The sequence below is a fragment of the Cytobacillus sp. NCCP-133 genome (assembly GCF_026011715.1).
GTDB lineage: Bacteria > Bacillota > Bacilli > Bacillales > Cytobacillaceae > Cytobacillus.
In genome coordinates this window covers 1-22,787 of sequence record NZ_BRVM01000012.1, presented here as the reverse complement: position 1 = coordinate 22,787, position 22,787 = coordinate 1, and the positions used below count along the sequence as shown (strand labels likewise).

24 protein-coding genes and 1 riboswitch are annotated in these 22,787 nt (G+C 39.9%); of the genes, 8 read left to right on the top strand and 16 right to left on the bottom strand.

Annotated features, from left to right (window positions below; translation table 11 throughout):
- Nucleotides 1–225: 225 nt before the first annotated feature.
- The 5 genes from thiE to NCCP133_RS14195 form a co-directional block, all read right to left on the bottom strand.
- The gene (gene thiE / locus NCCP133_RS14215; protein ID WP_264805692.1) at nt 226–894 is read right to left on the bottom strand and encodes a thiamine phosphate synthase; all 669 of its coding nucleotides are present in this window, start codon (nt 892–894) and stop codon (nt 226–228) included.
- Nucleotides 884–1,708 (bottom strand): bifunctional hydroxymethylpyrimidine kinase/phosphomethylpyrimidine kinase, encoded by an 825-nt coding sequence (thiD, locus tag NCCP133_RS14210; RefSeq protein WP_264805691.1) that lies wholly within the window; start codon nt 1,706–1,708, stop codon nt 884–886. The genes thiE and thiD overlap by 11 nt, the downstream gene beginning before the upstream one ends.
- 12 nt (nt 1,709–1,720) lie before the next feature.
- Nucleotides 1,721–2,533, bottom strand: a complete 813-nt coding sequence (gene thiM, locus NCCP133_RS14205) for a hydroxyethylthiazole kinase (protein WP_264805690.1) — start codon at nt 2,531–2,533, stop codon at nt 1,721–1,723.
- Between the two features lie 199 nt (nt 2,534–2,732).
- A riboswitch (TPP riboswitch) is annotated at nt 2,733–2,843 on the bottom strand.
- Nucleotides 2,844–3,047: 204 nt separating this feature from the next.
- A complete protein-coding gene (locus tag NCCP133_RS14200) occupies nt 3,048–3,797 on the bottom strand; it encodes a Cof-type HAD-IIB family hydrolase (protein WP_264805689.1) in 750 nt (249 codons plus the stop codon).
- Nucleotides 3,798–3,926: 129 nt separating this feature from the next.
- Nucleotides 3,927–4,217 (bottom strand): hypothetical protein, encoded by a 291-nt coding sequence (locus NCCP133_RS14195; RefSeq protein ID WP_264805688.1) that lies wholly within the window; start codon nt 4,215–4,217, stop codon nt 3,927–3,929.
- A 154-nt stretch (nt 4,218–4,371) separates the two neighbouring features.
- Between NCCP133_RS14195 and NCCP133_RS14190 the strand changes: the two genes are divergently transcribed.
- Nucleotides 4,372–5,433, top strand: a complete 1,062-nt coding sequence (locus tag NCCP133_RS14190; protein WP_264805687.1) for an AbrB family transcriptional regulator — start codon at nt 4,372–4,374, stop codon at nt 5,431–5,433.
- A gap of 85 nt (nt 5,434–5,518) precedes the next feature.
- Here NCCP133_RS14190 and NCCP133_RS14185 read toward each other — a convergent pair whose 3' ends face one another.
- Entirely contained in the window at nt 5,519–6,268 is a 750-nt protein-coding gene (locus NCCP133_RS14185) for a C39 family peptidase (protein ID WP_264805686.1), read from the bottom strand.
- A 193-nt stretch (nt 6,269–6,461) separates the two neighbouring features.
- On the opposite strand from NCCP133_RS14185, the gene NCCP133_RS14180 reads away from it, so the two are divergent.
- Nucleotides 6,462–7,505 (top strand): MerR family transcriptional regulator, encoded by a 1,044-nt coding sequence (locus NCCP133_RS14180; protein ID WP_264805684.1) that lies wholly within the window; start codon nt 6,462–6,464, stop codon nt 7,503–7,505.
- A gap of 255 nt (nt 7,506–7,760) precedes the next feature.
- On the opposite strand, the gene NCCP133_RS14175 is transcribed toward NCCP133_RS14180, so the two are convergent.
- Both NCCP133_RS14175 and speD read right to left on the bottom strand, forming a co-directional pair.
- Complete coding sequence (locus tag NCCP133_RS14175; protein WP_264805683.1) at nt 7,761–8,069, bottom strand: DUF3231 family protein; 309 nt, start codon at nt 8,067–8,069, stop codon at nt 7,761–7,763.
- 33 nt (nt 8,070–8,102) lie between these two features.
- Entirely contained in the window at nt 8,103–8,927 is an 825-nt protein-coding gene (gene speD, locus NCCP133_RS14170) for an adenosylmethionine decarboxylase (RefSeq protein ID WP_264805682.1), read from the bottom strand.
- Nucleotides 8,928–9,172: 245 nt separating this feature from the next.
- Between speD and NCCP133_RS14165 the strand changes: the two genes are divergently transcribed.
- Complete coding sequence (locus NCCP133_RS14165; protein ID WP_264805681.1) at nt 9,173–10,303, top strand: CAP domain-containing protein; 1,131 nt, start codon at nt 9,173–9,175, stop codon at nt 10,301–10,303.
- Nucleotides 10,304–10,425: 122 nt separating this feature from the next.
- Nucleotides 10,426–10,854 (top strand): cell wall hydrolase, encoded by a 429-nt coding sequence (locus tag NCCP133_RS14160; protein ID WP_264805680.1) that lies wholly within the window; start codon nt 10,426–10,428, stop codon nt 10,852–10,854.
- A gap of 46 nt (nt 10,855–10,900) precedes the next feature.
- Here the strand turns inward: NCCP133_RS14160 and NCCP133_RS14155 are convergent, their stop codons facing one another.
- From NCCP133_RS14155 to NCCP133_RS14140, 4 genes are all read right to left on the bottom strand, one after another.
- Nucleotides 10,901–11,500 (bottom strand): YdcF family protein, encoded by a 600-nt coding sequence (locus tag NCCP133_RS14155; protein ID WP_264805679.1) that lies wholly within the window; start codon nt 11,498–11,500, stop codon nt 10,901–10,903.
- A gap of 129 nt (nt 11,501–11,629) precedes the next feature.
- On the bottom strand, nt 11,630–12,265 hold the full coding sequence (locus NCCP133_RS14150) for an FMN-dependent NADH-azoreductase (protein ID WP_264805678.1): 636 nt from the start codon (nt 12,263–12,265) through the stop codon (nt 11,630–11,632).
- Nucleotides 12,266–12,575: 310 nt separating this feature from the next.
- Nucleotides 12,576–12,725 carry a hypothetical protein gene (locus NCCP133_RS14145; RefSeq protein WP_264805677.1) on the bottom strand — a complete coding sequence of 50 codons (150 nt, stop codon included), beginning with the start codon at nt 12,723–12,725 and terminating at the stop codon, nt 12,576–12,578.
- Nucleotides 12,726–12,887: 162 nt separating this feature from the next.
- Nucleotides 12,888–14,120: a CNNM domain-containing protein gene (locus NCCP133_RS14140; protein ID WP_264805676.1), complete on the bottom strand. Its 1,233-nt coding sequence runs from the start codon at nt 14,118–14,120 to the stop codon at nt 12,888–12,890.
- 370 nt (nt 14,121–14,490) lie between these two features.
- On the opposite strand from NCCP133_RS14140, the gene NCCP133_RS14135 reads away from it, so the two are divergent.
- Nucleotides 14,491–15,741, top strand: a complete 1,251-nt coding sequence (locus NCCP133_RS14135; RefSeq protein WP_264805674.1) for a TolB domain-containing protein — start codon at nt 14,491–14,493, stop codon at nt 15,739–15,741.
- Between the two features lie 198 nt (nt 15,742–15,939).
- On the opposite strand, the gene NCCP133_RS14130 is transcribed toward NCCP133_RS14135, so the two are convergent.
- Nucleotides 15,940–17,001, bottom strand: coding sequence for a multicopper oxidase domain-containing protein (locus NCCP133_RS14130; RefSeq protein WP_264805673.1), 1,062 nt, complete (start codon nt 16,999–17,001; stop codon nt 15,940–15,942).
- A 257-nt stretch (nt 17,002–17,258) separates the two neighbouring features.
- On the opposite strand from NCCP133_RS14130, the gene NCCP133_RS14125 reads away from it, so the two are divergent.
- Nucleotides 17,259–18,086 (top strand): undecaprenyl-diphosphate phosphatase, encoded by an 828-nt coding sequence (locus tag NCCP133_RS14125; RefSeq protein WP_264805822.1) that lies wholly within the window; start codon nt 17,259–17,261, stop codon nt 18,084–18,086.
- Nucleotides 18,087–18,315: 229 nt separating this feature from the next.
- Here NCCP133_RS14125 and NCCP133_RS14120 read toward each other — a convergent pair whose 3' ends face one another.
- Complete coding sequence (locus NCCP133_RS14120; RefSeq protein WP_264805672.1) at nt 18,316–18,882, bottom strand: DUF1836 domain-containing protein; 567 nt, start codon at nt 18,880–18,882, stop codon at nt 18,316–18,318.
- Nucleotides 18,883–19,026: 144 nt separating this feature from the next.
- Between NCCP133_RS14120 and trhA the strand changes: the two genes are divergently transcribed.
- Nucleotides 19,027–19,674, top strand: coding sequence for a PAQR family membrane homeostasis protein TrhA (gene trhA / locus NCCP133_RS14115; protein WP_264805671.1), 648 nt, complete (start codon nt 19,027–19,029; stop codon nt 19,672–19,674).
- Between the two features lie 149 nt (nt 19,675–19,823).
- On the opposite strand, the gene NCCP133_RS21980 is transcribed toward trhA, so the two are convergent.
- Nucleotides 19,824–21,167, bottom strand: a complete 1,344-nt coding sequence (locus NCCP133_RS21980; RefSeq protein WP_442874268.1) for an N-acetylmuramoyl-L-alanine amidase — start codon at nt 21,165–21,167, stop codon at nt 19,824–19,826.
- A 438-nt stretch (nt 21,168–21,605) separates the two neighbouring features.
- Between NCCP133_RS21980 and NCCP133_RS14100 the strand changes: the two genes are divergently transcribed.
- Nucleotides 21,606–22,223: a CotY/CotZ family spore coat protein gene (locus tag NCCP133_RS14100; RefSeq protein WP_264805667.1), complete on the top strand. Its 618-nt coding sequence runs from the start codon at nt 21,606–21,608 to the stop codon at nt 22,221–22,223.
- Between the two features lie 108 nt (nt 22,224–22,331).
- Here the strand turns inward: NCCP133_RS14100 and NCCP133_RS14095 are convergent.
- Nucleotides 22,332–22,787: hypothetical protein (locus tag NCCP133_RS14095; protein ID WP_264805666.1), on the bottom strand; the 456-nt coding region annotated here is incomplete at its 5' end.

Sequence of the window (22,787 nt, the reverse complement as noted above, 5' to 3'; positions counted from 1 at the left end):
TTGATGAAATAATTCGTTAGGTGACGCCATTTTCGCCTAAGTTGATGATATTGTCTTCAGCGTAGACCTCTTCATAAGATAAGCGCAAGGCGCCTTGTGCTAGAGAATTCTGACATTACGTAAAAACTCCGAGAATTCAAAGCCATAATTCCTATTTTTATTAAATGACTATCTTCTTATTCATTTTCAGGCGAAAAATCGGTCAACATATAAAAAAATGCCCAACTAACTGGGCATTTTTCGCTTATTCATAACAGTATTATATAGCTGCAGTGCCGCTGTTTCGGGTGAATCGGCACGGCTGATTGCCGTTATAACAGATACGCCATCAGCACCTGCTGTGATAATGGGAGCTGCATTCTCAGCCGTTATGCCGCCTATGCCGACTAATGGAATTTGGATTTCAGAAGCTCTCAATTCTTTTAAAAAGCGTAATCCTTGTACTGCCTTGGCGTCTTTCTTAGTGGAAGTCGGATAAATGGGGCCGATACCGAGGTAATCAGCGCCTTCCGCAATTGCTTTCCTCGCTTCAGTTAAATTATGTGCAGAAACACCAAGGATTTTATTGCCGATTTTTCGGCGGATGGTATCAGCAGGCTCGTCTTCCTGGCCGATATGAACTCCATCAGCATTCACTTCCAAGGCCAGATCTATATCGTCATTTACAATAAAAGGAATATGATTCCCTCGGCAGATAGCTTGCAGCCTTTTAGCCAACTGTCGCTTTTCTTCCCCTTTTAGACAGCCTTCTCCTTTTTCCCGGTATTGGAAGAGAGTGATGCCGCCCTCAATGGCTGATCGCAAAACATTTTCAGGATCCTCATTGCAGTTTGTACTGCCCATAATAAAATATACCTTTAACAATTTTCTCAGTTCTTCCGTTTTAACTGCCATGAACGAAACGCTCCTTCTTCCGGCGGTTATAAGCCCAATGGTTGGTCGGTCCGTGCCCGCTTCCGAGCTGCAAGTCATCCTCTATGGCAGCTTGAATAAATTGCTTGGCACGTTCTACAGCATTCAAAAGGGGCATTCCTGCTGCAAGGCCAGCAGTGATGGCAGCCGAGAAGGTGCATCCCGTACCATGCGTATTTACCGTGTGAACTCTTTCACTCTTAAACTCATAAAAGTTCTGCCCATCAAATAAAAGGTCCGCGGCCATCTTTTCAGCTTCCTCATGGCCGCCTTTTATGATGACATTCTTTGCGCCGAGTTGATGAAGCTTTATTGCGGTTTCTTTTTTATCATCTTCTGTTCTAATCGTCAATCCAGTTAAAACCGCAGCCTCTGGAATATTTGGTGTAATAACAGTGGATAGAGGTATTAGATATTCCTTCAGAGCCGTAATAGCTTCTTCCTGCAGCAGGCTTGCTCCTCCTTTTGCAATCATGACAGGATCGATCACGACATTCTTCCATTGGAAACGCTTCACCTCACGGGAAACACTCTCAATAATATCTGCGCTAAAAAGCATCCCAGTCTTAACTGCATCAGGCTTTAGATCTTCTCCCACTGACTGAATCTGTGCAATGACAGCAGCCGCGGGTATTGGATATACTCCCTGAACTCCTGTTGTATTTTGGGCAGTAACCGCAGTTAGCGCAGACATTCCAAAAACACCAAGTTCCTGAAATGTTTTCAAGTCCGCTTGGATGCCAGCGCCCCCTCCGCTATCTGAACCTGCTATCGTTAAGGCTTTGCTTATTCTCATCCTAGCTCCCTCCTATTCACTTATGCTTTCAAAAGATCCGCGCGTTTCGACATCTGATGGTGAAATGTTATATAAGCTATTCAAAAACTCAATCTGGAAAGTGCCTGGGCCTCTTCCATTCGTATTTTCTGCAGCTATCTCCGCAGCAGTACCGTAAACGACCAGGGAAGAAACAGCTGCTTTAACGGGATCTTTCTCTACAGCGGCAAAAGCGCCAATAACCGAAGTCAACAAACAACCTGCACCGGTCACTTTTGTTAGAAGAGGATGGCCATTATAGATGGCATAAGTGGAAGTGCCATCTGAAACGATATCCTGTTTGCCTGTTATGACTGCAGCTGTCTTAAGTTCCTTGGCAGCTGTCCTGGCGAGTTCAATGGTGCTGCCTTTCCCTACACCGGCATCCACCCCTTTTATTTCCCAATGATGGCCGGCAGAATTAGCTATTTCTGCTGCATTTCCTCTTATGATTGAAATATTCAATTCTCCTGCGATCCTGTTAGCGGTTTCGGTCCGATAAGCGGTTGCTCCAACCCCGACCGGATCAAAGATGACCGGTACGCCATGCTCATTTGCTGACCTTCCGGCAATCAGCATGCTTTGTACCTCCTTTTCAGTCAAAGTACCCATATTTAGAACCAATGCCCCCGCTATTTTAGCCATTTCAGCTGCTTCTTCATGTGCATAAGCCATAACTGGCGAAGCACCGATTGCAAGCAGGCCGTTTGCGGTAAAATTGGTTACCACGACATTTGTGATATTATGTACCAGCGGATTTTCCGCCCTTACCTTTTCTAATAGACTCCCAACCTCGCAAATATTCATTCTTGTTCCTCCTCAATCATTTAGTTAGTTCATGACAAGTCCTCCGGCAACCACAAGGTTCTGGCCAGTAACCTCCCTGCCCCATGGCGTTGCGAAAGAATAATCAATGCAGCTTCCAGCCCCGCTCTGCTTTTTCGGACAAAATAAAAACCAGATCCATGAATGGACCTGGTTGAATCATATAAGAGAATAAACATACTTTCCCTAATAACTACTTTCCTCCGCTGGCATAATCCAGATCAGGTCCGAAGGGTAAAAAACAGATCGGTTTCTTTCTCAGCCCGCGCAACGGGCACCCCTAGCAGTAAAACTATTCAGTTGGCTGATTTCATCTTAGCCTGAAAAATAAAATCTGTAAAGTCTTGTAATTCGGGCGTCGGCTCTTCATGGTGGATGCCGCACAAGCTTGTGACCTCGAGGGGGTAGGCGCCTTGCGCTAGACAGGTATCTAAGTTTAAAGGGATATAAATTCTGATATTATAAGAAAAACCGGCATTTTGCCGGTTTTTCACGTTTATAATGCCCATTTCCTTATCGCATTGGCAACGCCGTTTTCATCGTTTGTCGCTGTCACTGCATTGGCTGTCTCTTTCACTATATCCTGGGCATTGCCCATTGCAATACCCCAGCCTGATTCCTCAATCATGGCAATATCATTTAAACTATCGCCTATAGCCATGACATTTTCCATGGAAATTCCGAGAATATCGGTTACCTGCTGGATTCCTTTTGCTTTATTAATGCCGAGCGCATTCACTTCTATATTGGTGAGACTGGAATTGGTTATTTCCAGATTTCCCTGTGAATGGAGCTCCTGATGGATCATGTCTCTCACTTTATCATCAGAAATGTCAAATCCAAATTTCAGCCATTCATAATCATGGATGTTTTCAGGCATTTCATTCATCCATACCCGGTCGCAGCTTGTTGCCCAGAAATGGGTTTTATAAGTTTGCGATAAATTCCACATCCACTCCATCACTTTCGAGTCAACCGGTATTCTCGCGATTAAGTCCCCTTCAGGCCCAAAAATTTCACTTCCGTTTACCGTGATTAAATAAGAATTCAATTCAAGAGAATCTACATGATCACGGGCTGTTAGCCTGGAGCGGCCAGTGCTCAGGATCACCTCTATTCCTTTATCTTTTGCTTCCCGGATGGCCTTGCGGTTTTCTTCAGGAATTTCACCATTCGAATTTAATAATGTTCCGTCCATATCAAGAGCGATTAGCTTTATCTGTGGAACCTTCATTTTTTCTGTCATGTTAATCTCCTTCTTTCTTTAAACAATAAAGTCATTATATATAGAAATAACATTTCATTTCAAAGAGGACGCACAAAGGGGAAATAAACTTCAGGCATCTTGTACCTTGCACGGGCCAGCTTTTTTATGTCACATAAAAAGCCTTCCAAAGAAAACAATGATTGCCAAAACGGAGGAAAGAAACAAGCTTAGAATAATGGAAAATAAAACGTGAAATCCTGATTGCCAATTTTCCGCCTTTTTCAGGCCGTACACACTTAGAAGGAAAACGCTGACTGTTATAACAAGCAGGACAGAAAATGGCCTCTGCCCTACCTTATCCAGATAAATATCATATAGAGGTGAAAAACCGAGCAGTAAAAATAAACCAAGACAAATAAACGAGAGGATAAAAACAAAATGGCTTAATTTTTCCGGCATGGTTAGTCCCCCTTTCTTCTAATATTCTTTTAATGATCTTCCGTTTTGTAAAATGTATGAATAAATCCTTCTGTATAAAACTTGTAATTAATTCAATGTTTATATATGGTAAAACTAGGGTTTTAAAATTGTTTTTGTTAAAGAAGGTTTTTGAGTGAAGAAAAATTTCGTGATCACCTTAACAGCAGCTTCGATTGGAGCTTTTTTGTTTTCATTATTGAGTATTCCAGTCGCTTTTCTGCTTGGTGCGATGACAGCTGTGCTGATTGGCAGCCGTGTAAGCAGAACTCCTTTTTATTGGCCTGTTAAGCTTAGGGATGCTGGAATTGCAATAGTTGGATACAGTATTGGCCTTTCTTTTACAAAGGAAGCGGTTTTATTAATTCTGCAAAAGCTCCCCTTTATCCTTCTTGTGACTGTTTGCATGATTCTTTTCAGTGCCCTGTCCGCTCTCTGGATTGCTAAGTTAATGAGAATGGACTATCCTACAGTCTTGATTGGAAGCATTCCAGGCGGTCTTTCGCAAATGATTCTTTTGGCTGAGGAAGTAAAGGGAATCGATATTACAGTTGTGACGTTTATGCAGGTTGCAAGGCTGACGATGATAATCTTTATCGTTCCTTTTTTGATTTTTGGCCCATGGTTCCACGCATCGCCGGGTTTTTCTATCCAGGCTACGGAACCTGTATGGGGAGATTTATTTCCGAATATCCTTTTCTTTGCCCTTTTTTCTTTCATAGGCATCTTATTAAGCAAGCGCCTTAATCTGCCCACACCATACTTGCTGGGCCCGATTATGGGAACAGCCAGCCTTGTCATTGCTGGTATGAATGGTCCTGAGCTTCCGCCGGCTATTCTTGATTTCTCCCAGCTCTTAATCGGTGCCCATATAGGCTTGATGATGAAGCCTGAAAAGCTGTCGCATAAAGTGAGAACCATTTCACTTGCTGCCTTAAGCGGCCTGCTTCTCATTGTTGCTTCCCTTTTGCTGAGTATGCTGATTATGCGATTCTTCCACCTCTCCCCTGCTACAAGCTTTTTAAGTCTAGCACCTGGCGGAATGGATCAAATGGCGATAGTGGCCCATGAGATTCAGGGCAATTTAGCTATCGTGACGGGGTATCAGCTTTTTCGATTGTTTTTTATCTTTTTTGTCGTTCCCCCATTTTTAAAATGGATATTTTACAAGTTTAGAAAAATGGAAGCTTCAGAGTAAGTCAAGCGCAGGGCGCCTTGACTGCTCGGGAAGCACATTTGTTTTTCGAAGAAAGGGACTGCCCCATTATCGGGCAGTCCCTTCTTTAGTTAATGACAACAGCCTGAGAGCCCATTAGCTCCCATGCTTGTTTAAATGGTTCTTTTGCGATTTTTTTGTTTTTTGTCCCATATGGATCATTTATATAGACGAAGTTCTCATCATAGCCAGTAAGGGCAACACTGTGCATCTGGAACGTCACATCAACCGGTCCATCCGGTGTGTTCCAGGTTTCAAATGATGCTGCGGGCGACAGGCTGGCGGTAGTTATGATCCAGACAGGAGATCCATCTGCTACTTTTTGAAGAAGCACATTAAATGGTTTTCCAGTCAAATTTTCTGAGCGGTCAGGGAAATATTTTTTTGCCAGTTCAAATATAGGAGCCTGGTAAACACCTAAACCCGGTCCATCTTCCATGTTTCCTACAAAGCCAGCATTCGGGTTTCCGTACTCTCCGCTGCTGTAACGGAGAGGCACCCTGTTAATTTTATTGGCCAAATCATTTTTTGTCACGTCGACGCCTTCATATTTCAGAATCATGGCAAGGCTTGTTACCTCACATCCATTATATAAACGCGGATGATCCATTTGATTGAACATAGGGACATCGAGAAGAATGGACTTCTTGATTTCTTCTTTTTTGAGCGGCAGATGTTTTGCTTCAGCATGTGGCACTGCTGTATATTGTATCTCCTTTTCCTCTGATTTTTCGCCATTTCCCAGCTGAATGCTTCCCAAAGTCAGCGATAAACCAATCGCGGCTGCGATCGATACAGCAAGAATCCTATTACTCAATTTACCTACTCCCTTTTTCAAGCTATATATATGAATGCTTTACTAGTTTACTAAACTCCAAGATACATTGTGCCATATCGGGGAAGATATGACAAATAAGCCGGCTCTTTGCTAATAACTTTACTATTTTTGTCAGAAAACGTCTGTTTTGTTTCATTCTGATGAAAAACATCTTCTTTTGATAGCTTTTGTCATGAGGCAGGAAAAAGGGGGAACCTTTGCTGAATACGTTAAAAGCAATATTCGCAACTGGCTTCCGAAACATTCAGAATACAACGATAAGATGAAAGGGCTGATTGAAATGGATACACAATACATGAAGGCATACACAATTAAAGAGGTTTCTAAAATTTTGAATGTTCCCCCTGGCACATTACGCCAATGGGAAAAGGATTTAAACGGGCTTTTGTTAATACCAAGGTCAAAACAAGGTGCCAGGTTTTATACAGACCTTGAAATAAGCTTGCTTGAAAAAGTAAAGCAAATGCGCGATAAAAATTTGAGCAAAGAAATGATTCGGGAATTAATGCAAAAACATATGGACCTCTTTTCGGAAGGTGGTTCCGAACCATTCGAAACCTCACTTAAGCCAGTCCAGCAGGATCACGGGATACATACTGAACTGCAATCAGTCATGGATGCAGAGCAATTCATCGTTTGGATGGAGGCCTTTAAGGATCGTTTGATCACTGAGGTTCGAAATGAAATCCGCAATGGAATTCGAAAGGAAGTATTAGAAGAAGTGAAAAAAGAGATTTCAAAAGGATCCCTGCACACTGTTAAAAGCCTTTCAGACTCTATTTATAAATCCAGCGAAAAGACAAAAGCTGAAATTGAAGACCTCTCATCGAAGATTCAGGAGACATCAAAAGATACTTCCGAAACAGTCGGAACGCTTTCCAAGAGGGTTGCGAAGAGTTCGAAACGCACCTCCGACCAAATTCATCAGCTAAAAAACAAACTGGCAGAATCCTCGGAAGCCTCTTCCGAAGAATTCAAAACCATGATTCAATACATCTCCTCTTCTGCTGAAGTCACAAGCACTGAAATCAGCTCGCTAATTGAAACCCTCAACACAGACAGAGAAATCTATATCGAAACGATTAATAAAGAACGAGAACAATATTGGCATGAAGTCAAGCAAAGAGAAGATGTCTTCCAGGACATGATTGTCTCTTTCCGAAATGCCGCGGCGGCACAGGAAAAGACCAAAAAGTGGTGGGAGGTTTGGAAGTAATCCAGGTTGATTCGGCTGTAGGTGTGGAGTAAGGCTTGGTGTAGAACTCTTTGCATGATGTCTTGAAATGGTAATTTGGATTTTAATACTTAAGGTAAGATGATACATGAAGCCTTTTGGAAGCGAATAAAGTCATTATAAAAATCAATAATGGGAGAAAACGGTACAGCTCAAATTGTATTCCGTCCGGGCAGCAGTTCTACTGCTGCCCCTTCCCTCTTTTAAACACAAAACCAGGAGTTTGTTCTCCTGGTTTTAGTTTTCCTTCTTGGCAAGGTCTTTTCTGTTTGGGAAGGCAAGCGGCTGTTCAAGCCACTTATATTTGATCATGACGTCTGCCCCATCTTTGGTAAATTGGGCAATTTCGAGTGACAATCTTTCATAGTTCATGAAAAGATTACTCCTCTGGCTCGCTAATGCTGCTGCAGCGCAGTTGCCAGTTTCAAGTGCACTTAAAAGCGACATAAGCTGCATCATTAAGCGCTCTGAAAAGGGAGAAATCGTACTGGAACTAACGGCATAGTCAGGCGTTAGGGGCTTGAGATAAATTCTGATATTATACAAAAGACCCCATGGCAGGGAGCTTCTGCTTTATATTTACTCTTGTATAGAACCGGGCATAATGTTTTTTCCGTAAAAAATTTCATCCATTTCAGTCGTTAGCCTTTCGGTAATTTCTTCAGCTTCTTTGGGATCAAGCTTGTCCTTGGTGTAGCCGAATAAATAATTATCCAGATCAAAATCACGAATCTTGCACTTTGTAAGAAAGGTATGAGCCTGATAAATATTGACATCGATCATGTCAAAATCCTCCTTGGCTTCATCAGGAATGTAATTTTGAATAGAATTGATATCATGGTCAATGTAAAGCTTTTGTCCGTCTTTGTCTCTTGTAAATCCCCTGACTCTGTAATCAATGGTCATGATATCAGTATCAAAAGATTGGATCAGATAATTAAGAGCTTTAAGCGGTGAAATTTCTCCGCATGTTGAAACATCGATATCCGCTCTGAACGTGCTTATGCCTTCATTTGGATGATATTCAGGATAAGTATGAACGGTGATATGGCTTTTATCCAGCTGCATAACAACATTGTCCGGCAGCGGACCCGGAGATTCGATATAGGATTCATCCGGCACCTCCACAACTGGCCCTTCTGAAACTAGGACTGTCACACTGGCCCCTTGTGGAACATAATCCTGCTGTGCCACATTTAGGACATGTGCGCCAATAATATCCGATACATTTTTTAATATTTTTGTCAATCTATCAGCGCTATATTCTTCATCAATATAATCGATGTATGCTTCACGTTCTTCCCTTGTTTTCGTATAGCAGATATCATACATATTGAAACTAAGCGATTTGGTCAGGTTATTAAAACCATGCAGTTCAATTCTTTGTTCTTGTGTTAATTTCAACTGTCTTCCCCCTTTTGTTCTGCTCAGCATCTCATCATTTTTATATTATATTACCCAAACTTTTCTGTAAAAAACGGTTTTGTCGAAGTCGGAATCAAAAAATACGGTTATTCTGCCTATTAAATAGGGTAGTAAAAATAGGAAAGCCCTCATCCTTTGCCAAAGAGGGTTTATAAAATCTATAATGAATGGGCATACCTTTTGATAATTGAATGGCAACGTATGCATGGAGAGGATGGGTCAGCTTGAGGAAGTTTTTATTTATCTTTATTCTATTATTCCTGGGTTTCGCTTTTTCACAGCCAGAAGAAAAAATGGCTGAAAATTCGAATGCGCCCACTGTTATAGATCGTATAAAATCGTTGAAAAACAACTCTGAAGTGTCTGAAGCTTTGAATGAATTTTTTAATCAAGTAACGGTCTGGTCGAATGAACTGACACAGAAATTTGAGATGCTCTCTGAAGAAAAAAATCAAACACCGCATGCAGAAACAGAAAAGCCCGTTTTGAAATCCCCGGAAGAGCAGATTTTTTCCATACACAATTTTGAAATAGGAGATGCCAAAGAAGAAGTCGAAAGCCAGCTAGGCCAGCCAAAGAGATCATCACTGAATGAATATGGCACTGAATGGCATGCTTATCATTCTGAATACCAAAACTTCGTCATGATTTCTTATGACGAGGACAATAAAGTATCCGGGATGTATACAAATCAGGATCTCGTTTCCTCAACGAAGAAAATTGGGTACGGAACACCAAAAGAAGCTGTTGCCGAACAGCTAGGCAAGCCTCTGGATCAAATGAGAAAAGGATTTGTCCTTTACCAGCTGGAAGAAAAAAGGGACTATGATTTATTTGACCTGGATGATAATTATGTCACCGTTTTTTATGATAAGCACAGGGATAACACAGTAACCTCCATTCAAATCATCAGCAAATCCCTTGAGAAGCAGAAATCATCCTTCTATGCAGAGGCAAGCAATGCACTTAAGGAGGGCTTGGAATATCAGCTGTTTGATTTAACGAATGCAGATCGAGTAAATCATGGAGTACCAATTTTAACCTGGGATGATCACGTGAGAGAAACTGCCCGCAAACATAGCCTCGATATGGCAGAAAATAATTACTTTGACCATACCAATTTGGAAGGTCTTTCACCTTTTGACCGCATGAAAGCTGATGAAGTTTCCTTTATGGCAGCAGGTGAAAATCTCGCTTCCGGTCAATTCAGCAGTATTTTTGCACATGAAGGATTAATGAACTCAATGGGACACAGAGAAAATATTCTGCGTTCCGAATATGAATACCTTGGTGTAGGAGTTGCCTTCAATAAACAGTCACAGCCATACTACACTGAAAACTTTTATGCTGATTAATAAAAAGCTCCCTTTTTGGAGCTTTTTTTTTGTTTTGGCAAAATGCATACTTAGAACATTTCCTTTATTACATGCATAACCTATTACAGCCCAGAACAATTTTTCGAGATGGCGGTGAGTTAATGGCAGTTGTAAATGCGAGAGAAGCAGATATTGATTTATTGGCACGCCTTCTTAGAGCAGAAGCTGAAGGTGAAGGACAACAGGGGATGCTGATGGTCGGAAATGTGGGAATAAACCGGATTCGCGCTAATTGTTCAGATTTTGAAGGACTGCGCACGATTCCCGAAATGATTTATCAGCCACACGCTTTTGAAGCGGTTCAAAAAGGATATTTTTATCAGAGGGCCAGAGAAGTCGAGAAAAGGCTTGCAAGGAGAGCAGTAAAAGGTGAGAGGATATGGCCTTCCAAATTTGCTTTATGGTATTTCAGGCCCCCTGGTAATTGCCCGCCAACCTGGTATAACCAGCCGCTCGTTGGCAGATTTAAGCTTCACTGTTTTTATGAGCCTACTGGTCAGGAATGTGAAAACATTTATAATACCTTTTAATAAAAATCCTGCCATCATCAACATGGCAGGATTTTTTCAGACGTTATTAAATCAGTAAATCATTCAGAACACCAGATCTGACATAATGAATAATTTTTTTCGCCTCGTCTTCTGCTCTTTTCCGCCCGCAGGGATTGGAATGCCAGTTATCTGCCCTTGTCGTCCCATCGTTGGCAATTACTAAAGAATAATTAATCCACGTTGGCATATAGGTCTTCATCGTTAATAACATTCTGCGCATATGAAAAGGAGCGGTTACGATGATGATGCGGCTGATATTATGAAGACCTATTGCCCGGTCCAGAACTAGCATCGAAGCAAGCACATTTTCTTTTGTGTGGCGTGATCCTTCTTCTGTTAAAATATCTTTTTCGGGAATACCCATAAGAATGGCTTTATTTTTTAGCACTTCTGCTTCTGATAAGGAGCTGCCTGGCCATACTACTCCCCCTGAGAACAGAATTTTTTTTGCCCTGCCAGCTCTGTATAGTCTGACTGCTTCTGGAAGCCGGTACTCAGCCGCTTTGCTGCTTCCAGGTACAAAGATGCAATCTCCCATTTTCATGTCATCGTTAAGATTAGAGTATAGCAGCGCTGCAATTTCTTTATCACTCAAATGATTAGGGTCGAGTTCAGAAATTTTCATTCGCCCTCCCCCTTTCTTATCCAATTTTAATCTCCTTTATTATACTCATTTTGGACAAGAGGCTTTAATGGGAATGCCTATGATTTGAGAAAAAATAAAAAGCAGCGGAATCCGCTGCTTTAATGACTATTAGAATGTTTGAGCCTTGTCCTTGGCACGGGCAATGGCATCTGCCTTAATTTCTTCTGCTTTATCAGGCATCGCATTATGGCCTTCTACAAATACTCCTTCAAATGAAGGTACACCGAAGAAGTTCATCATGATATTAAGATAACGGTGTCCCATTTCCATTTCAGCAGCAGGTCCTTCAGAATAGAATCCGCCGCGGGCCTGAATGTGAATCGCCTTTTTATTTGTAAGCAAGCCGATTGGGCCTTCAGCAGTATATTTGAATGTCTTCCCTGCTACTGCAACAGAGTCAAGGTACGCTTTCATGACCGGCGGGAACGAGAAATTCCAAAGCGGTGTAACGAAAACATATTTATCAGCTGCCACGAATTGTTCGCTTAATTCAGATAGGCGGCCTACCTTTGCTTTTTCTTCTTCGGAAAGTTCTTCAAATCCTTTGCCGGATTGGAGCTTGCCCCATCCGCTAAATACATCTACATCAATCTGCGGTATGTTTTCTTTGTATAAATCGATATGAACCACTTCATCATTTGGATTTGCTTCTTTATAGGCATCTATGAATGCCTTGCCGACTGCCATGCTATATGACATCTTATCATCATGCGGGTGGGCTGTAATATATAATACTTGCGCCATAATCAATCACCTTTCCATTTTTAAGATAGTTTAGTTTGAATCAGAAACACCTTATGTATTCACCTGCAGGTTGAACAAATTTTATTCTGAATTCGAGATAATCTTATTCGAAATAAATCATAAGTTCAAATGATTTGCTTATACCCTTCTTTATTTACCCTTCATTTAGAAAAATAATCCTAAATAGTAAAAATTTTAGAAAAGCGCAGGGCTCCTTGATCTCGAGGGGGAAGGCTGCTTGCGCTAGACAGTTCTCTAAGTTCAAAGGGATATAATTCTGAAATCAAAAAAAAGACCCATATAGGGTCCCTTAAGCTTGATCCTTTGGAGCATATGGATTGTGCCCAATGCTCTTTCTCATTTCATCAGTCATTTCAAAAGGAATATTGGTGTTCGTTTCTTCATTTTTTTCATAGTTCATTTGTACGCTTCCGTCATAATGATAAGGCTTTTGGCTCATTGATCATCACCTCATAAAAGTTACTGTTTCCATTATATACTAAAATAGACTTATTTATTCAGAAAATTAATTTTTTTATAAATTTTCCTGGTTATATATTCCCCTCAATATTCCTTTTTATGAAAAAGCATTATCTCCAAAGTGGAAATAATGCTTTCTTTTTTAAAGTGGTGTTTTCTTTTTAATTTCTATCAGTTTAAGCCTATTATCTTCAATTGATTTAATCTCAAAATGCAAATGATGATACTCAAATGTTTCTCCCTCTTCAGGAAAATGCCCCATCTCTTTTAACAGGAAGCCTGCCAGTATGTCTTCATTTTCGGGTATTTTTGTTTTAAATGCTTCATTAATTCGGCGGATTGCCAATTTTGCGTGAACAATGATATGGTGATCTGTCAATTCTTCAATGAGTACCTCACTGTCTTCATCCGTCTCGTCCTCGATCTCCTGTCCAAGCATGGTTTCAAGGATATCCTCATGGGAGATAATTCCTTTTGTACCGCCGTATTCATCAAGAACGATCGCAAGGTGCTTTCGTTCCTTCATCATCATTTTAAAAACCTTATCAATGCTGTGAAACTCATATACAAACAAAGGTTCAAGATCTGTAAAGTCTTTTAAGGTTTTATCGGGCTGGGTTGACCAGGCCAGCAACAACTTAGAATGAAACACACCAACGATATTATCCATGTTTTCTTTGTAAACGGGATACCTTGTATAACGATTGTCCATAATGATATCTTTTGCCTCATCAATGGCTGCATCAAATGGAATGCCTTCTATTTCCATTCGCGGAGTCTTCAGCGCATCACGGACATCCAGCTTATAAAAATCGATCACTCCTTTGATTCGCTGCGTTTCTTCCTCGTGGAAAGTACCTTCACTTCTAGCAATGTCTACCATGGTAATAAGCTCTTCTTTTGATACCGATACAGATTCTATCTGATTCTTTGACAATATTTTGATAATGCCCCTTGTCAGTTTCGATAACAGCCAGGTTAAAGGCTTTAGAATGATTAATAGAAGCCTGATAATCGGATAGACCAAATATGCAATGCGATCTGCGAATGTAGCCGCAATAGACTTTGGGATTACTTCTGCGAATATAATAAGCGCAACAGTTAAAATTCCCGTTGCAACACCCACGTTAATGCCATAATCTATGGCAATGATTGTTACAAGTGTTGGAAGCATAATATTTGCAACATTGTTTCCAATTAATATTCCCGTGATTAATTCATCCGGTTTAGATACAAGCTCTAAAAGTTTTTGTGCTTTTTTATCATTGTTTTTAGCTTTTGACTTCAATTTCATTTTGTTGACTGCTGTTAATGCCGTCTCACTTCCTGACAGAAAGAATGACATTAGCATAAAAAACAAAATAGCGATAAACAAAGTTCGTTGCCTCCAATATTAGTACGCGTGTAATTTTAGTGTACAGCAGCGGCTCCTAGGGACTCGAGGTCATAAGCCGCTTCTCACAAAAAAACCCATTCTTGCGAGAATCATCTTATGCTTTTCGTCCCTAAGCAGTCGCCTTCGCTTTTCCTTTATTACCCACTTTGTATTGGCTTAACACCTTCATAGAGGTGATAAATCATGATTAATAGTATATATCAAATGAAGGCAGGATTAAAATGAAATGACTAGTTATATACGAGGAATGAATCCTTTTCATTTTCCAAGCGTATTTTTCAATAATAGGCTTTTCATAGCCAATACTAATTCATGCGTGTGAAAAACTTATAGAAAAGAGGAAGAAAAAATGAAAAAGCTGCGGTTGCTAATCAGCTGTATTATGCTCCTTTTTCCAGCTGTGGTATGGGGGCAAACAGATGGAAAGCATCTTAAAGCTGCTTTTGTACGGAATGGGCATTTATGGGTAAAAGCCGGAGAAAAAGAAGAACAAATCTCAAAAGAATCTGCAGAATACGATAACTCACCCAAATGGTCTTATGATGGGCAATGGATTCTGTATGAAAAAGAAGCGAAAGAACCGATTAGCCCCAATTTGGACAGACAATTCGATATTTGGGTTTATAACCTCAAGACACGAAAGCACAAGCTGATCTTTCGCGACGGCGGCAATGCCAAATGGTCTCCTGTTGACAACAGAATCGCCTTTACCGCTGGGGGGGTATTAAATATTTCAGATTTGAAGCAATTTTACAATGTGGCTTTAGGGGTTGATGATTTTAATTGGTATCCTGACGGCAAAAGCTTTATCGCTTCTTCAAGTGCTGTGCCGAGGCCTGATGGATGGACAAGCCCTGAGCTTTACAGGATTCCATTGCCAGAGGATTTGGAAGCGATCAATCTGACTGAGAATGCCGAGCCGATTTTTACCATACCAAAGGAAATCGGTAACGGAAAAGCGACCATAATGTCCATTAATGCCACGACTCTCAAATTTTCGCCGGATGGCAAGTGGATCTCTTTTATTGTTAATCCCACAGCATCTTTGTCAATGGATAGCGATATGGTTTGTGTCATAGCTGCAGATGGAAAACACTTTGAAGTCCTGGATGAAATGATTCTTCATCTGGATATTCCTAAATGGTCGCCATCTGAAAATTTATTGGGCTATATTGCAGGCGGGGGCAGAATTGTAATGGGCTTCAAGAATAAAAAGCTGAAAGTAACCGAGCTGCCAGCTTATAAGACCATGAATCTGACTCCTCCCAAATTTGCAGAGATGGGCTTTACATGGGTGGATAATAAAACGCTGATTGCCTCGAGAGTAGATGAAAGCGAATGGTCCAACGATCCGCAGAAGCGGCCAGAGCCCACACTATGTTTAGTAAGCTTGGAAAAGACTCATCAAACGCGTATCACCTATCCTACACCATCTATTGGAGACTATAATCCGCTATATATAAAAAGCGCAAATAAGCTTGTATGGATTCGAAAGAAGCTTGCCGATGCAGAGGGTGATATCTGGATAGCTGATCTTAACGGCAAACAGGCAAAATTATGGGCTAAGGACGTTGAAGGATATTCGTTTTATTTAAAATAGTTTCTAGAATAGGCAAAAGCGATCCTGATTCCGGAATCGCTTTTTTCGAATCTTCATGTCCTTTGGGAAGCTTTTTAGCTGAAACCGGAACTTTCCATTAACCGGACCTCCGTTGCTCTCGATGGAGGTCCGGAAAAATGATTCACATTTCTCTTTTTTTCTTGTATAATTATTTTTAGTTGAGTTTTTTATTTATATTTAATGGCTCATTGTAGCCTTGCCGTCGTCTTCTCCGGTCTCTGTTACCTTTAAGATTGCGACGGCTCCTTTTTGTACATGGTTAAACTGGTGAGTAACAATAGGGTAGCTGCCAACACGCGTTACGGTGAATTCAACAACAGCACCGCCGCTTGCCGGAAGCATAACTGTTTGCAGCCCTTTGTATCGATTAAATGGATTACCGTCTATATATACATCATCAAAGACCGTTCCAACGACATGGAATGAGCTTACTTCGTTCGGCCCTACGTTATTAATGTATAGCCTCACCTTATCTCCTACCTTAGCAAGCAGCGGCTTGTCTTTTAATGTGAACGTATCCCCATTCGTATTAGGATCTCCTTCTTTTAGAGCCTTTGTGGAAAAGACAACATGGCCAGGAACTCCATTTGTGAAATCATCTAGATCATTGTATTTATACCACTCATTTTGGATAATCGTATATTCTCTATTAATCTCTTTATCCGTCGGATAGCCATCTTTCGGTTTTACAATAATGGTCCCGTGCATTCCATTTGCAATATGCGATAGGACTGGTGATGTACCGCAGTGATACATAAATACCCCAGGCTTATTAGCCGGATAGCTGAAAGTCCCAGTTTCATCAGGCTGCACGTTGGCAAAGTCTTTTGATGGAGCCGCGTGAACTGCATGGAAATCCATGCTATGCGGGATTGCAGGGTCCATATTCTTTAGCGTGAAATTAATGGTGTCTCCTTCATTGACTACTACTACCGGACCAGGAGCTTCACCGTTAAAGGTCCAGGCTTTGTACATTTTTCCTTTGTCAATTTCAATGTCTGTAATCTGGGATGTCATTTCAACGTTTACTTCATTGGGTCCTGCCCTCTCCACCTTCAATGGGATCGGTTCCTGATTCAGGTCCTTATGTGGTGCTATGGCTTCGGCTTTATTCGTTTCTGCCGCCAGTACTTTTTCTTCCGGCTGCCGGGTCTTTTCAGGTACAGCCCCCTGGGCGCATCCTGCCAGCAAGCTTAATCCGATTGCAGAAGTAACGAAATATTTTGCTCCTCTTTTCATCTTCTAGTCCTCCTCTTAATCTTTTGGTTTATCTGCTTTTATCATATGAAAACGGATGATTTTTTTTGGTGATATTTCTCACAAGACTTCATTTATCTGTGAAGAGTTTGTGAATTAGTGATCGTATTTTTTTAACTAGATTTGCCAGATTAAAACATTGTTACAATAGCAAAAAAATATACCTATTATTTCTTGAAATGTTTATAATCAATGAATGGAGATTTTAATTTTTATTAAAGGAGAAATTATACGTGGAACTGGATTTGCTAGCAATTATTAAAGCAATCATTCTAGGGTTTGTAGAAGGCATGACAGAATTTGCACCTGTCTCATCTACGGGACATATGATTATTGTGGATGATATGTGGCTTCACTCTAAGGAGTTTTTATCAAAGTATGAAGCTAACACTTTTAAGGTTGTCATTCAGCTTGGTTCGATTTTGGCTGTTGTTATTATTTTTAAAGACCGTTTTTTAGAAATGCTTGGACTGGGAAGCGGCAAGAAGAAATCAGATGGACAAAGCCGATTAAAACTTTCCCAAGTAATTGTTGGATTGATACCAGCGGGAGTTCTGGGGATTTTATTTGAGGATTATATTGATGAATATTTGTTTTCTACTGAGACTGTATTGATAGGATTGGTTATTGGGGCATTACTGATGATCTTTGCAGATATTGTTGGAGGGAAAAATCCGAGAACCACTGCTGTTGACCAAATCACCTATAAACAAGCGTTCTCGATTGGCTTGATTCAATGTTTCTCACTTTGGCCGGGATTCTCCCGTTCAGGTTCAACTATTTCCGGAGGAGTTTTGCTGGGCCTAAGCCATCGTGCCGCAGCAGATTTTACTTTTATAATGGCTGTGCCAATCATGGCTGGAGCAAGTCTGCTTTCACTGGTAAAAAATCTTGAGTATTTTTCGATTGATGCCCTGCCCTTCTTTGCTGCAGGTTTTCTTAGCGCCTTTGTGTTTGCGCTGCTATCCATTCGCTTCTTTTTGAAGATGATTAATAAAGTAAAATTAATTCCATTTGCCATCTACAGAATTGTGCTGGCAGGATTGATTTATTTCGTATTTTTATAGAATTGGACCGGTCAGTCTGGAGAATTGTAAAAAAGGAGAGCCACTTTATGCTGGTTCTCCTTTCTCATATTAAAAAAAATTTTTAAAAAGCCTTATAAATCCCCTTAGAATCCAGAAAATAATCTCTGCTATGACAGAAAAAATGACTGAATCACGGACCTCATCAATGAGTGACCGAAAAAGGCCTTTTACTCTTTGGTATTTCTTGTCTATTTTCAATCCCGCTTGTCTATTTTTGATTTGATTCATCAATTATTTCGTCAACCAGTCGTTCAGCCGCTTTTCTGTATAAATTGCTCATATGGACTAATGAAGTTAAAAGGAGCACTTTTTCAGCCTTGACTGATGCAGTCTCATTGAGTCCCTTCGCTTCGTCTTCTACCCTTTTCGATTGGCTTTGCAATTCTTCCCTAAACGATTCAAGATTGATTTTACACAAATCCAAATATAGTTGATAAAAATGCTCAAGATCAAAATCGCCATGGGCTGTCTGCTCATTAATTACACTCAAGGATGTTTTAATATCGCTAATCGATAAAGCCCCTTTTAATTGATAAATGAGGGCAATAAGAATTAAGTGCTCCTTTGAGTACTTTTTATTTTTAACAGGAAAAAAAACCTTCCCCTTCGCATAATTATTAATCATCGTTTTCGTCAGAATTTTTTCATCTTCATTGCGTTTGGCGCTGCTATATGTGTTTTCAAAAAGCTGAATGACCTGGTCCATATATAAATCTAGTTGTGGTATGTCTTCCAATTGAATTTGACTATCCGCGATCCATTTTTCCAAATCCATTTCGATCCCTCAAATCATTGCTATTAGTTACTTAGATTTTACTGGAAAAAGGACAAGATGTAAATGTTGACTACCTTACGTATTATCTATATTATTAAATATAGTTATAAAAACTACATACCGGAACATTAGGAGGGAAAATTAATGAATTCTTACATTCGGGAGCCCATTAATGGCCTTACCCATTTAGCTGGCGCTATTTTATCCTTTGTTGGTCTGCTTGCCATGGTGATTAAGGCTTCGCTGACGACGTCTTCACCGCTTGCCATTGCATCTGTCGCGATTTTTGGCATCAGTTTGATCCTGCTGTATTCAGCTTCAGCTACCTATCATATGGTGATTGCGAAGCATAAAGTCATTGCCTTTTTACGTAAACTTGACCATTCCATGATTTTTGTCTTAATTGCTGGATCCTATACACCTTTCTGCCTTATTACCTTAAATGGAGTGACTGGCTGGGTACTATTCTCAATCGTAACTGCGGTGGCTGTGGCAGGTGTTCTGTTTAAAATGGTCTGGTTTAATTGTCCGCGCTGGCTGTCTACAATGCTTTATATTGCTATGGGGTGGATCATTGTATTTGCCTTTTCTCCCCTATCTGAGATATTAAGCACAGCTGGCGTTAGTATATTGCTTCTTGGCGGAATCCTGTACACAATTGGCGGAGTTATTTATGCTGTAAAACCTAAAATCCTGGAGTTTAAGCTTTTGGGGTTTCATGAGATCTTTCACATTTTTATTATGATGGGGAGTATGGCGCATTTTCTTTGTGTGTTTATGTATGTTTTATGAAGTTATCTTTAATAAAAATGACTCCAGCAAATGCTCTGGAGTCATTTTTATCCTTCAAAACGAATGGTTTCTAAGACTGTTAACGACTGTTGCTAAACCGGACTCATCTTAAATTAAAGTATCTCCAGTTTTTTTTATTAGGAGAGGGATTACCTGTCTATCTCCTTTAAAACATCTCCCAGGTCTTGTATGGAGTCACTTAACATTGATTTGTAAATATTAAGAATGGATTCACCATAGTTTTTACCGGGAACAGCCCATCTTCCGTTTAGCCCTGTCCATGCTGAAGCAACACCTCTCTCAACAAGATGAAAACGAGGGTCCACAAGCGGATACCCAGGAGGCAATGGCTTAGAAGAAGAATAAGCGAAAAGATGCTGGATATGAGAAAGAACTCCATCTTTTGGCGAATCAAAACTTGCACCTGATGCTCCGTCACCTGTAGCACCTATCCCAGCAAAATTATTTTGTCCTGCCTTTACATCACCAGTGAATAGGAGAAAATTTGTTTCAAGCATAGCTTGAGCAAAAGCTATATCCCCTCTAATTCCGTAGTGTTCACCAAAAGAAGTATAGTAAAACCCCAGATTAATAGCATTTGGATTTACCTTTTTAGCATACTTATTCATTTGTTCTGGTGATAGAAGGGTTTTACCGACAATTGGATAATCTTTTGACTCTGCAGGTAAAGAGGCTGTATTCTCTTTAAGTATAAAAGCACCTATAATGCCTGCACTTTTAACTTCAGCTAAGCGTTTTTCCGCATTTTCTTTTTCATTAAAAGCACCTGCCTGAACTCTAAACCATACTGCACCCGCTATTGAAGCTGTGACAACAATCGACTCTATCCCCTTAGCCTTTAGGAAAATTACCCGTTCATCTGCATTTTCTTTCGATTTAAACGAACCAGATATTACTTTATAAATAGCAGATGGCATTACTTCTTTAGGTTTTAATTTAAATGCTTTGACTATCCCATTTACATGTCCCTGAGCTACTTTTTGCCTCCATAAAGGATCCTTCATAAATGCTGCATCATCTGGATTATCTATAAAGCCATTCTCGCTTAAAAGTGCCGGCATAGCCGTTTCACGGAGAACATGGAAATTAGCCTTTTTTTGTCCTCTATTTATAAGATTGTTCAGCTTAGTGACTTCTGTATGGATAATATCCTGATACTTACCTGTCAGGGAAGTATCACTAAGGCTGCTGTGAATATAATCTTCATATCCACGAGCCTGACCGTTAAAAGCGTTACAATGAATGGAAAGATAAAAGTCGGCTCCCCAACTGTCTGCCTCTTCTGTCCTTTGGCTTAAGCTTTTTGTTATATCGGAGGTTCTGCTCATTCTTACATCAATATTCTCATAACCTTGCTCTAATATATTCCTAATATTCTTTGCTATATCAAGAGTAATATCTTTTTCCTTTAATCCATTTCCTTGAGCACCGGGGTCTGATCCACCATGCCCTGGATCTAAATATAGTTTCAATGTTTATTCACATCCTTTTTTGATTTTTACTTACCTGATTTTCTTAGAGTAAGGATACTGCAGGACAAATTTATATATTTTTTCAAAGTTTTAACAAAGTAAGAGATCTTTTATTTTAAATTTAACTCTCAATTCAAGTTTTATATATGTTATGTTTGTTTGGAAAAATAGCTTGTACTATTTCATTAGGAAAAAAGCACAATCTATCTAATTGCTATTTATTGTTCCGAATTGCAGATGCAAACACAGGGATAAAAATAAATATTTTTTTAAAACCTATTTTAAGGAGTGTCCATCGTAGGCTGGTCAAATATAAGGTTCAATTCTGTTTTAATATGATACTAAATATTTTAATTTCTTTAGGCTGTATTCTCACTCCAAAAAGCGGTCGGAACCGTATGCTAATGAAGGAAAAACACTTAAGGGAGTGAGAAAAACATGGGTATGTACGGCAAAAATAAATGTAAAGATTATGAAAAGCATCAGGACCATTGCGAAGATCCAGTCTTTGGCTGCGAATGTTCCTGGAAACCTGAGAAAGATAAATATGAGGAAAAGAAAGATCACGGCAATTTTCATGAGAGTTGCGTAGGTGAGGTACTTGAGGCTATCCATAAAGCACAGAAAAGGGTGAAAAAAGAGAATGACTGCAAGACTTCATGTAAGGATTCTATAGATGAGATTTTGGGCGGGTCGAAAAAACCAAAGAAGAACATAATTCCGTTTATCCTTTATTGTGGAGACTGTGAGCCGTTTAAGGCTACAGGTGTTACAACCTTTACCCACCATTCTAAGGAGAAAAAGTTTGCCTGTATAACTTCATTTATTTTTATGATAAAAGAATTTGATGGCAAATGTGCAGTTCTTGAATTGCTAACTTTCAAGCAATGCAAATCATCAAAGGATCCATTTAAAAACACATTAAAAGATTTTTGTTCTCCTTGTGCCCAAGTTGATTATGAAAATGTAGAAGATTTGATTCGTACTGGTATTTGCATTAATGTGGATCATTCATGCTTCTGTGCAGTAACATGTCTGCCTGCAGTCCGTCTTTAAAAGAATCTTGCAGCTATTTTGCAAAAAATCCATTCATAAAATCTGTTTGAATAAAAAAATGAGAAATAAAGTAAAAAGGTGTACCTTAGTTGAGTACACCTTTTTACTTTATCCGCCAAATGCTTCAAGAACATCTACTACTTCATTAATGTCTAAATCTGCTTTTTCTGTATTATTTTTAAATGTAAACTCATGATTCCTGGTACGATTGGATGGAATGGAACCTCCCTCTATAAGCCTTCTCAGTTCAGCTATCTCCGCTAAAATCTTTTCATTGTTGCTGTTTGATGTTTTAGGATGCAGGTAATTATGAAGAGCTGAAAGGACAAGATGCATCAATGTCTGATTTGTTGCATGGTATTCGATTTGCTCCTTAACTTTGGGTGATACGGGCGTATTGTTGCCGGTTTTTACATCAATGAAGGTTTCAGAAAACGTTAAAGCGGTTTTATTGAGATAATCCATATATGTTTTGAACATAGTTTCATCCCTAACTGTTAATGAAGTTCTATATTGTCCAGAACTTGACGTCGCTAATTGTCCTAAAACTGACGGATTTCCTGT

Bases quoted from the DNA above. Each gene is read 5' to 3' on its own strand.
- thiD (WP_264805691.1), bottom strand. From the start codon at position 1,708: ATGAGAATAAGCAAAGCCTTAACGATAGCAGGTTCAGATAGCGGAGGG.
- NCCP133_RS14120 (WP_264805672.1), bottom strand. From the start codon at position 18,882: ATGGATTTGGAAAAATGGATCGCGGATAGTCAAATTCAATTGGAAGAC.
- NCCP133_RS14145 (WP_264805677.1), bottom strand. From the start codon at position 12,725: ATGAGCCAAAAGCCTTATCATTATGACGGAAGCGTACAAATGAACTAT.
- NCCP133_RS14160 (WP_264805680.1), top strand. From the start codon at position 10,426: ATGGCAGTTGTAAATGCGAGAGAAGCAGATATTGATTTATTGGCACGC.
- thiM (WP_264805690.1), bottom strand. From the start codon at position 2,533: ATGAATATTTGCGAGGTTGGGAGTCTATTAGAAAAGGTAAGGGCGGAA.
- NCCP133_RS14195 (WP_264805688.1), bottom strand. From the start codon at position 4,217: ATGCCGGAAAAATTAAGCCATTTTGTTTTTATCCTCTCGTTTATTTGT.
- NCCP133_RS14155 (WP_264805679.1), bottom strand. From the start codon at position 11,500: ATGAAAATTTCTGAACTCGACCCTAATCATTTGAGTGATAAAGAAATT.
- thiE (WP_264805692.1), bottom strand. From the start codon at position 894: ATGGCAGTTAAAACGGAAGAACTGAGAAAATTGTTAAAGGTATATTTT.
- NCCP133_RS14200 (WP_264805689.1), bottom strand. From the start codon at position 3,797: ATGACAGAAAAAATGAAGGTTCCACAGATAAAGCTAATCGCTCTTGAT.
- NCCP133_RS14180 (WP_264805684.1), top strand. From the start codon at position 6,462: ATGAGGCAGGAAAAAGGGGGAACCTTTGCTGAATACGTTAAAAGCAAT.
- NCCP133_RS14150 (WP_264805678.1), bottom strand. From the start codon at position 12,265: ATGGCGCAAGTATTATATATTACAGCCCACCCGCATGATGATAAGATG.
- trhA (WP_264805671.1), top strand. From the start codon at position 19,027: ATGAATTCTTACATTCGGGAGCCCATTAATGGCCTTACCCATTTAGCT.
- NCCP133_RS14135 (WP_264805674.1), top strand. From the start codon at position 14,491: ATGAAAAAGCTGCGGTTGCTAATCAGCTGTATTATGCTCCTTTTTCCA.
- NCCP133_RS14130 (WP_264805673.1), bottom strand. From the start codon at position 17,001: ATGAAAAGAGGAGCAAAATATTTCGTTACTTCTGCAATCGGATTAAGC.
- NCCP133_RS14100 (WP_264805667.1), top strand. From the start codon at position 21,606: ATGGGTATGTACGGCAAAAATAAATGTAAAGATTATGAAAAGCATCAG.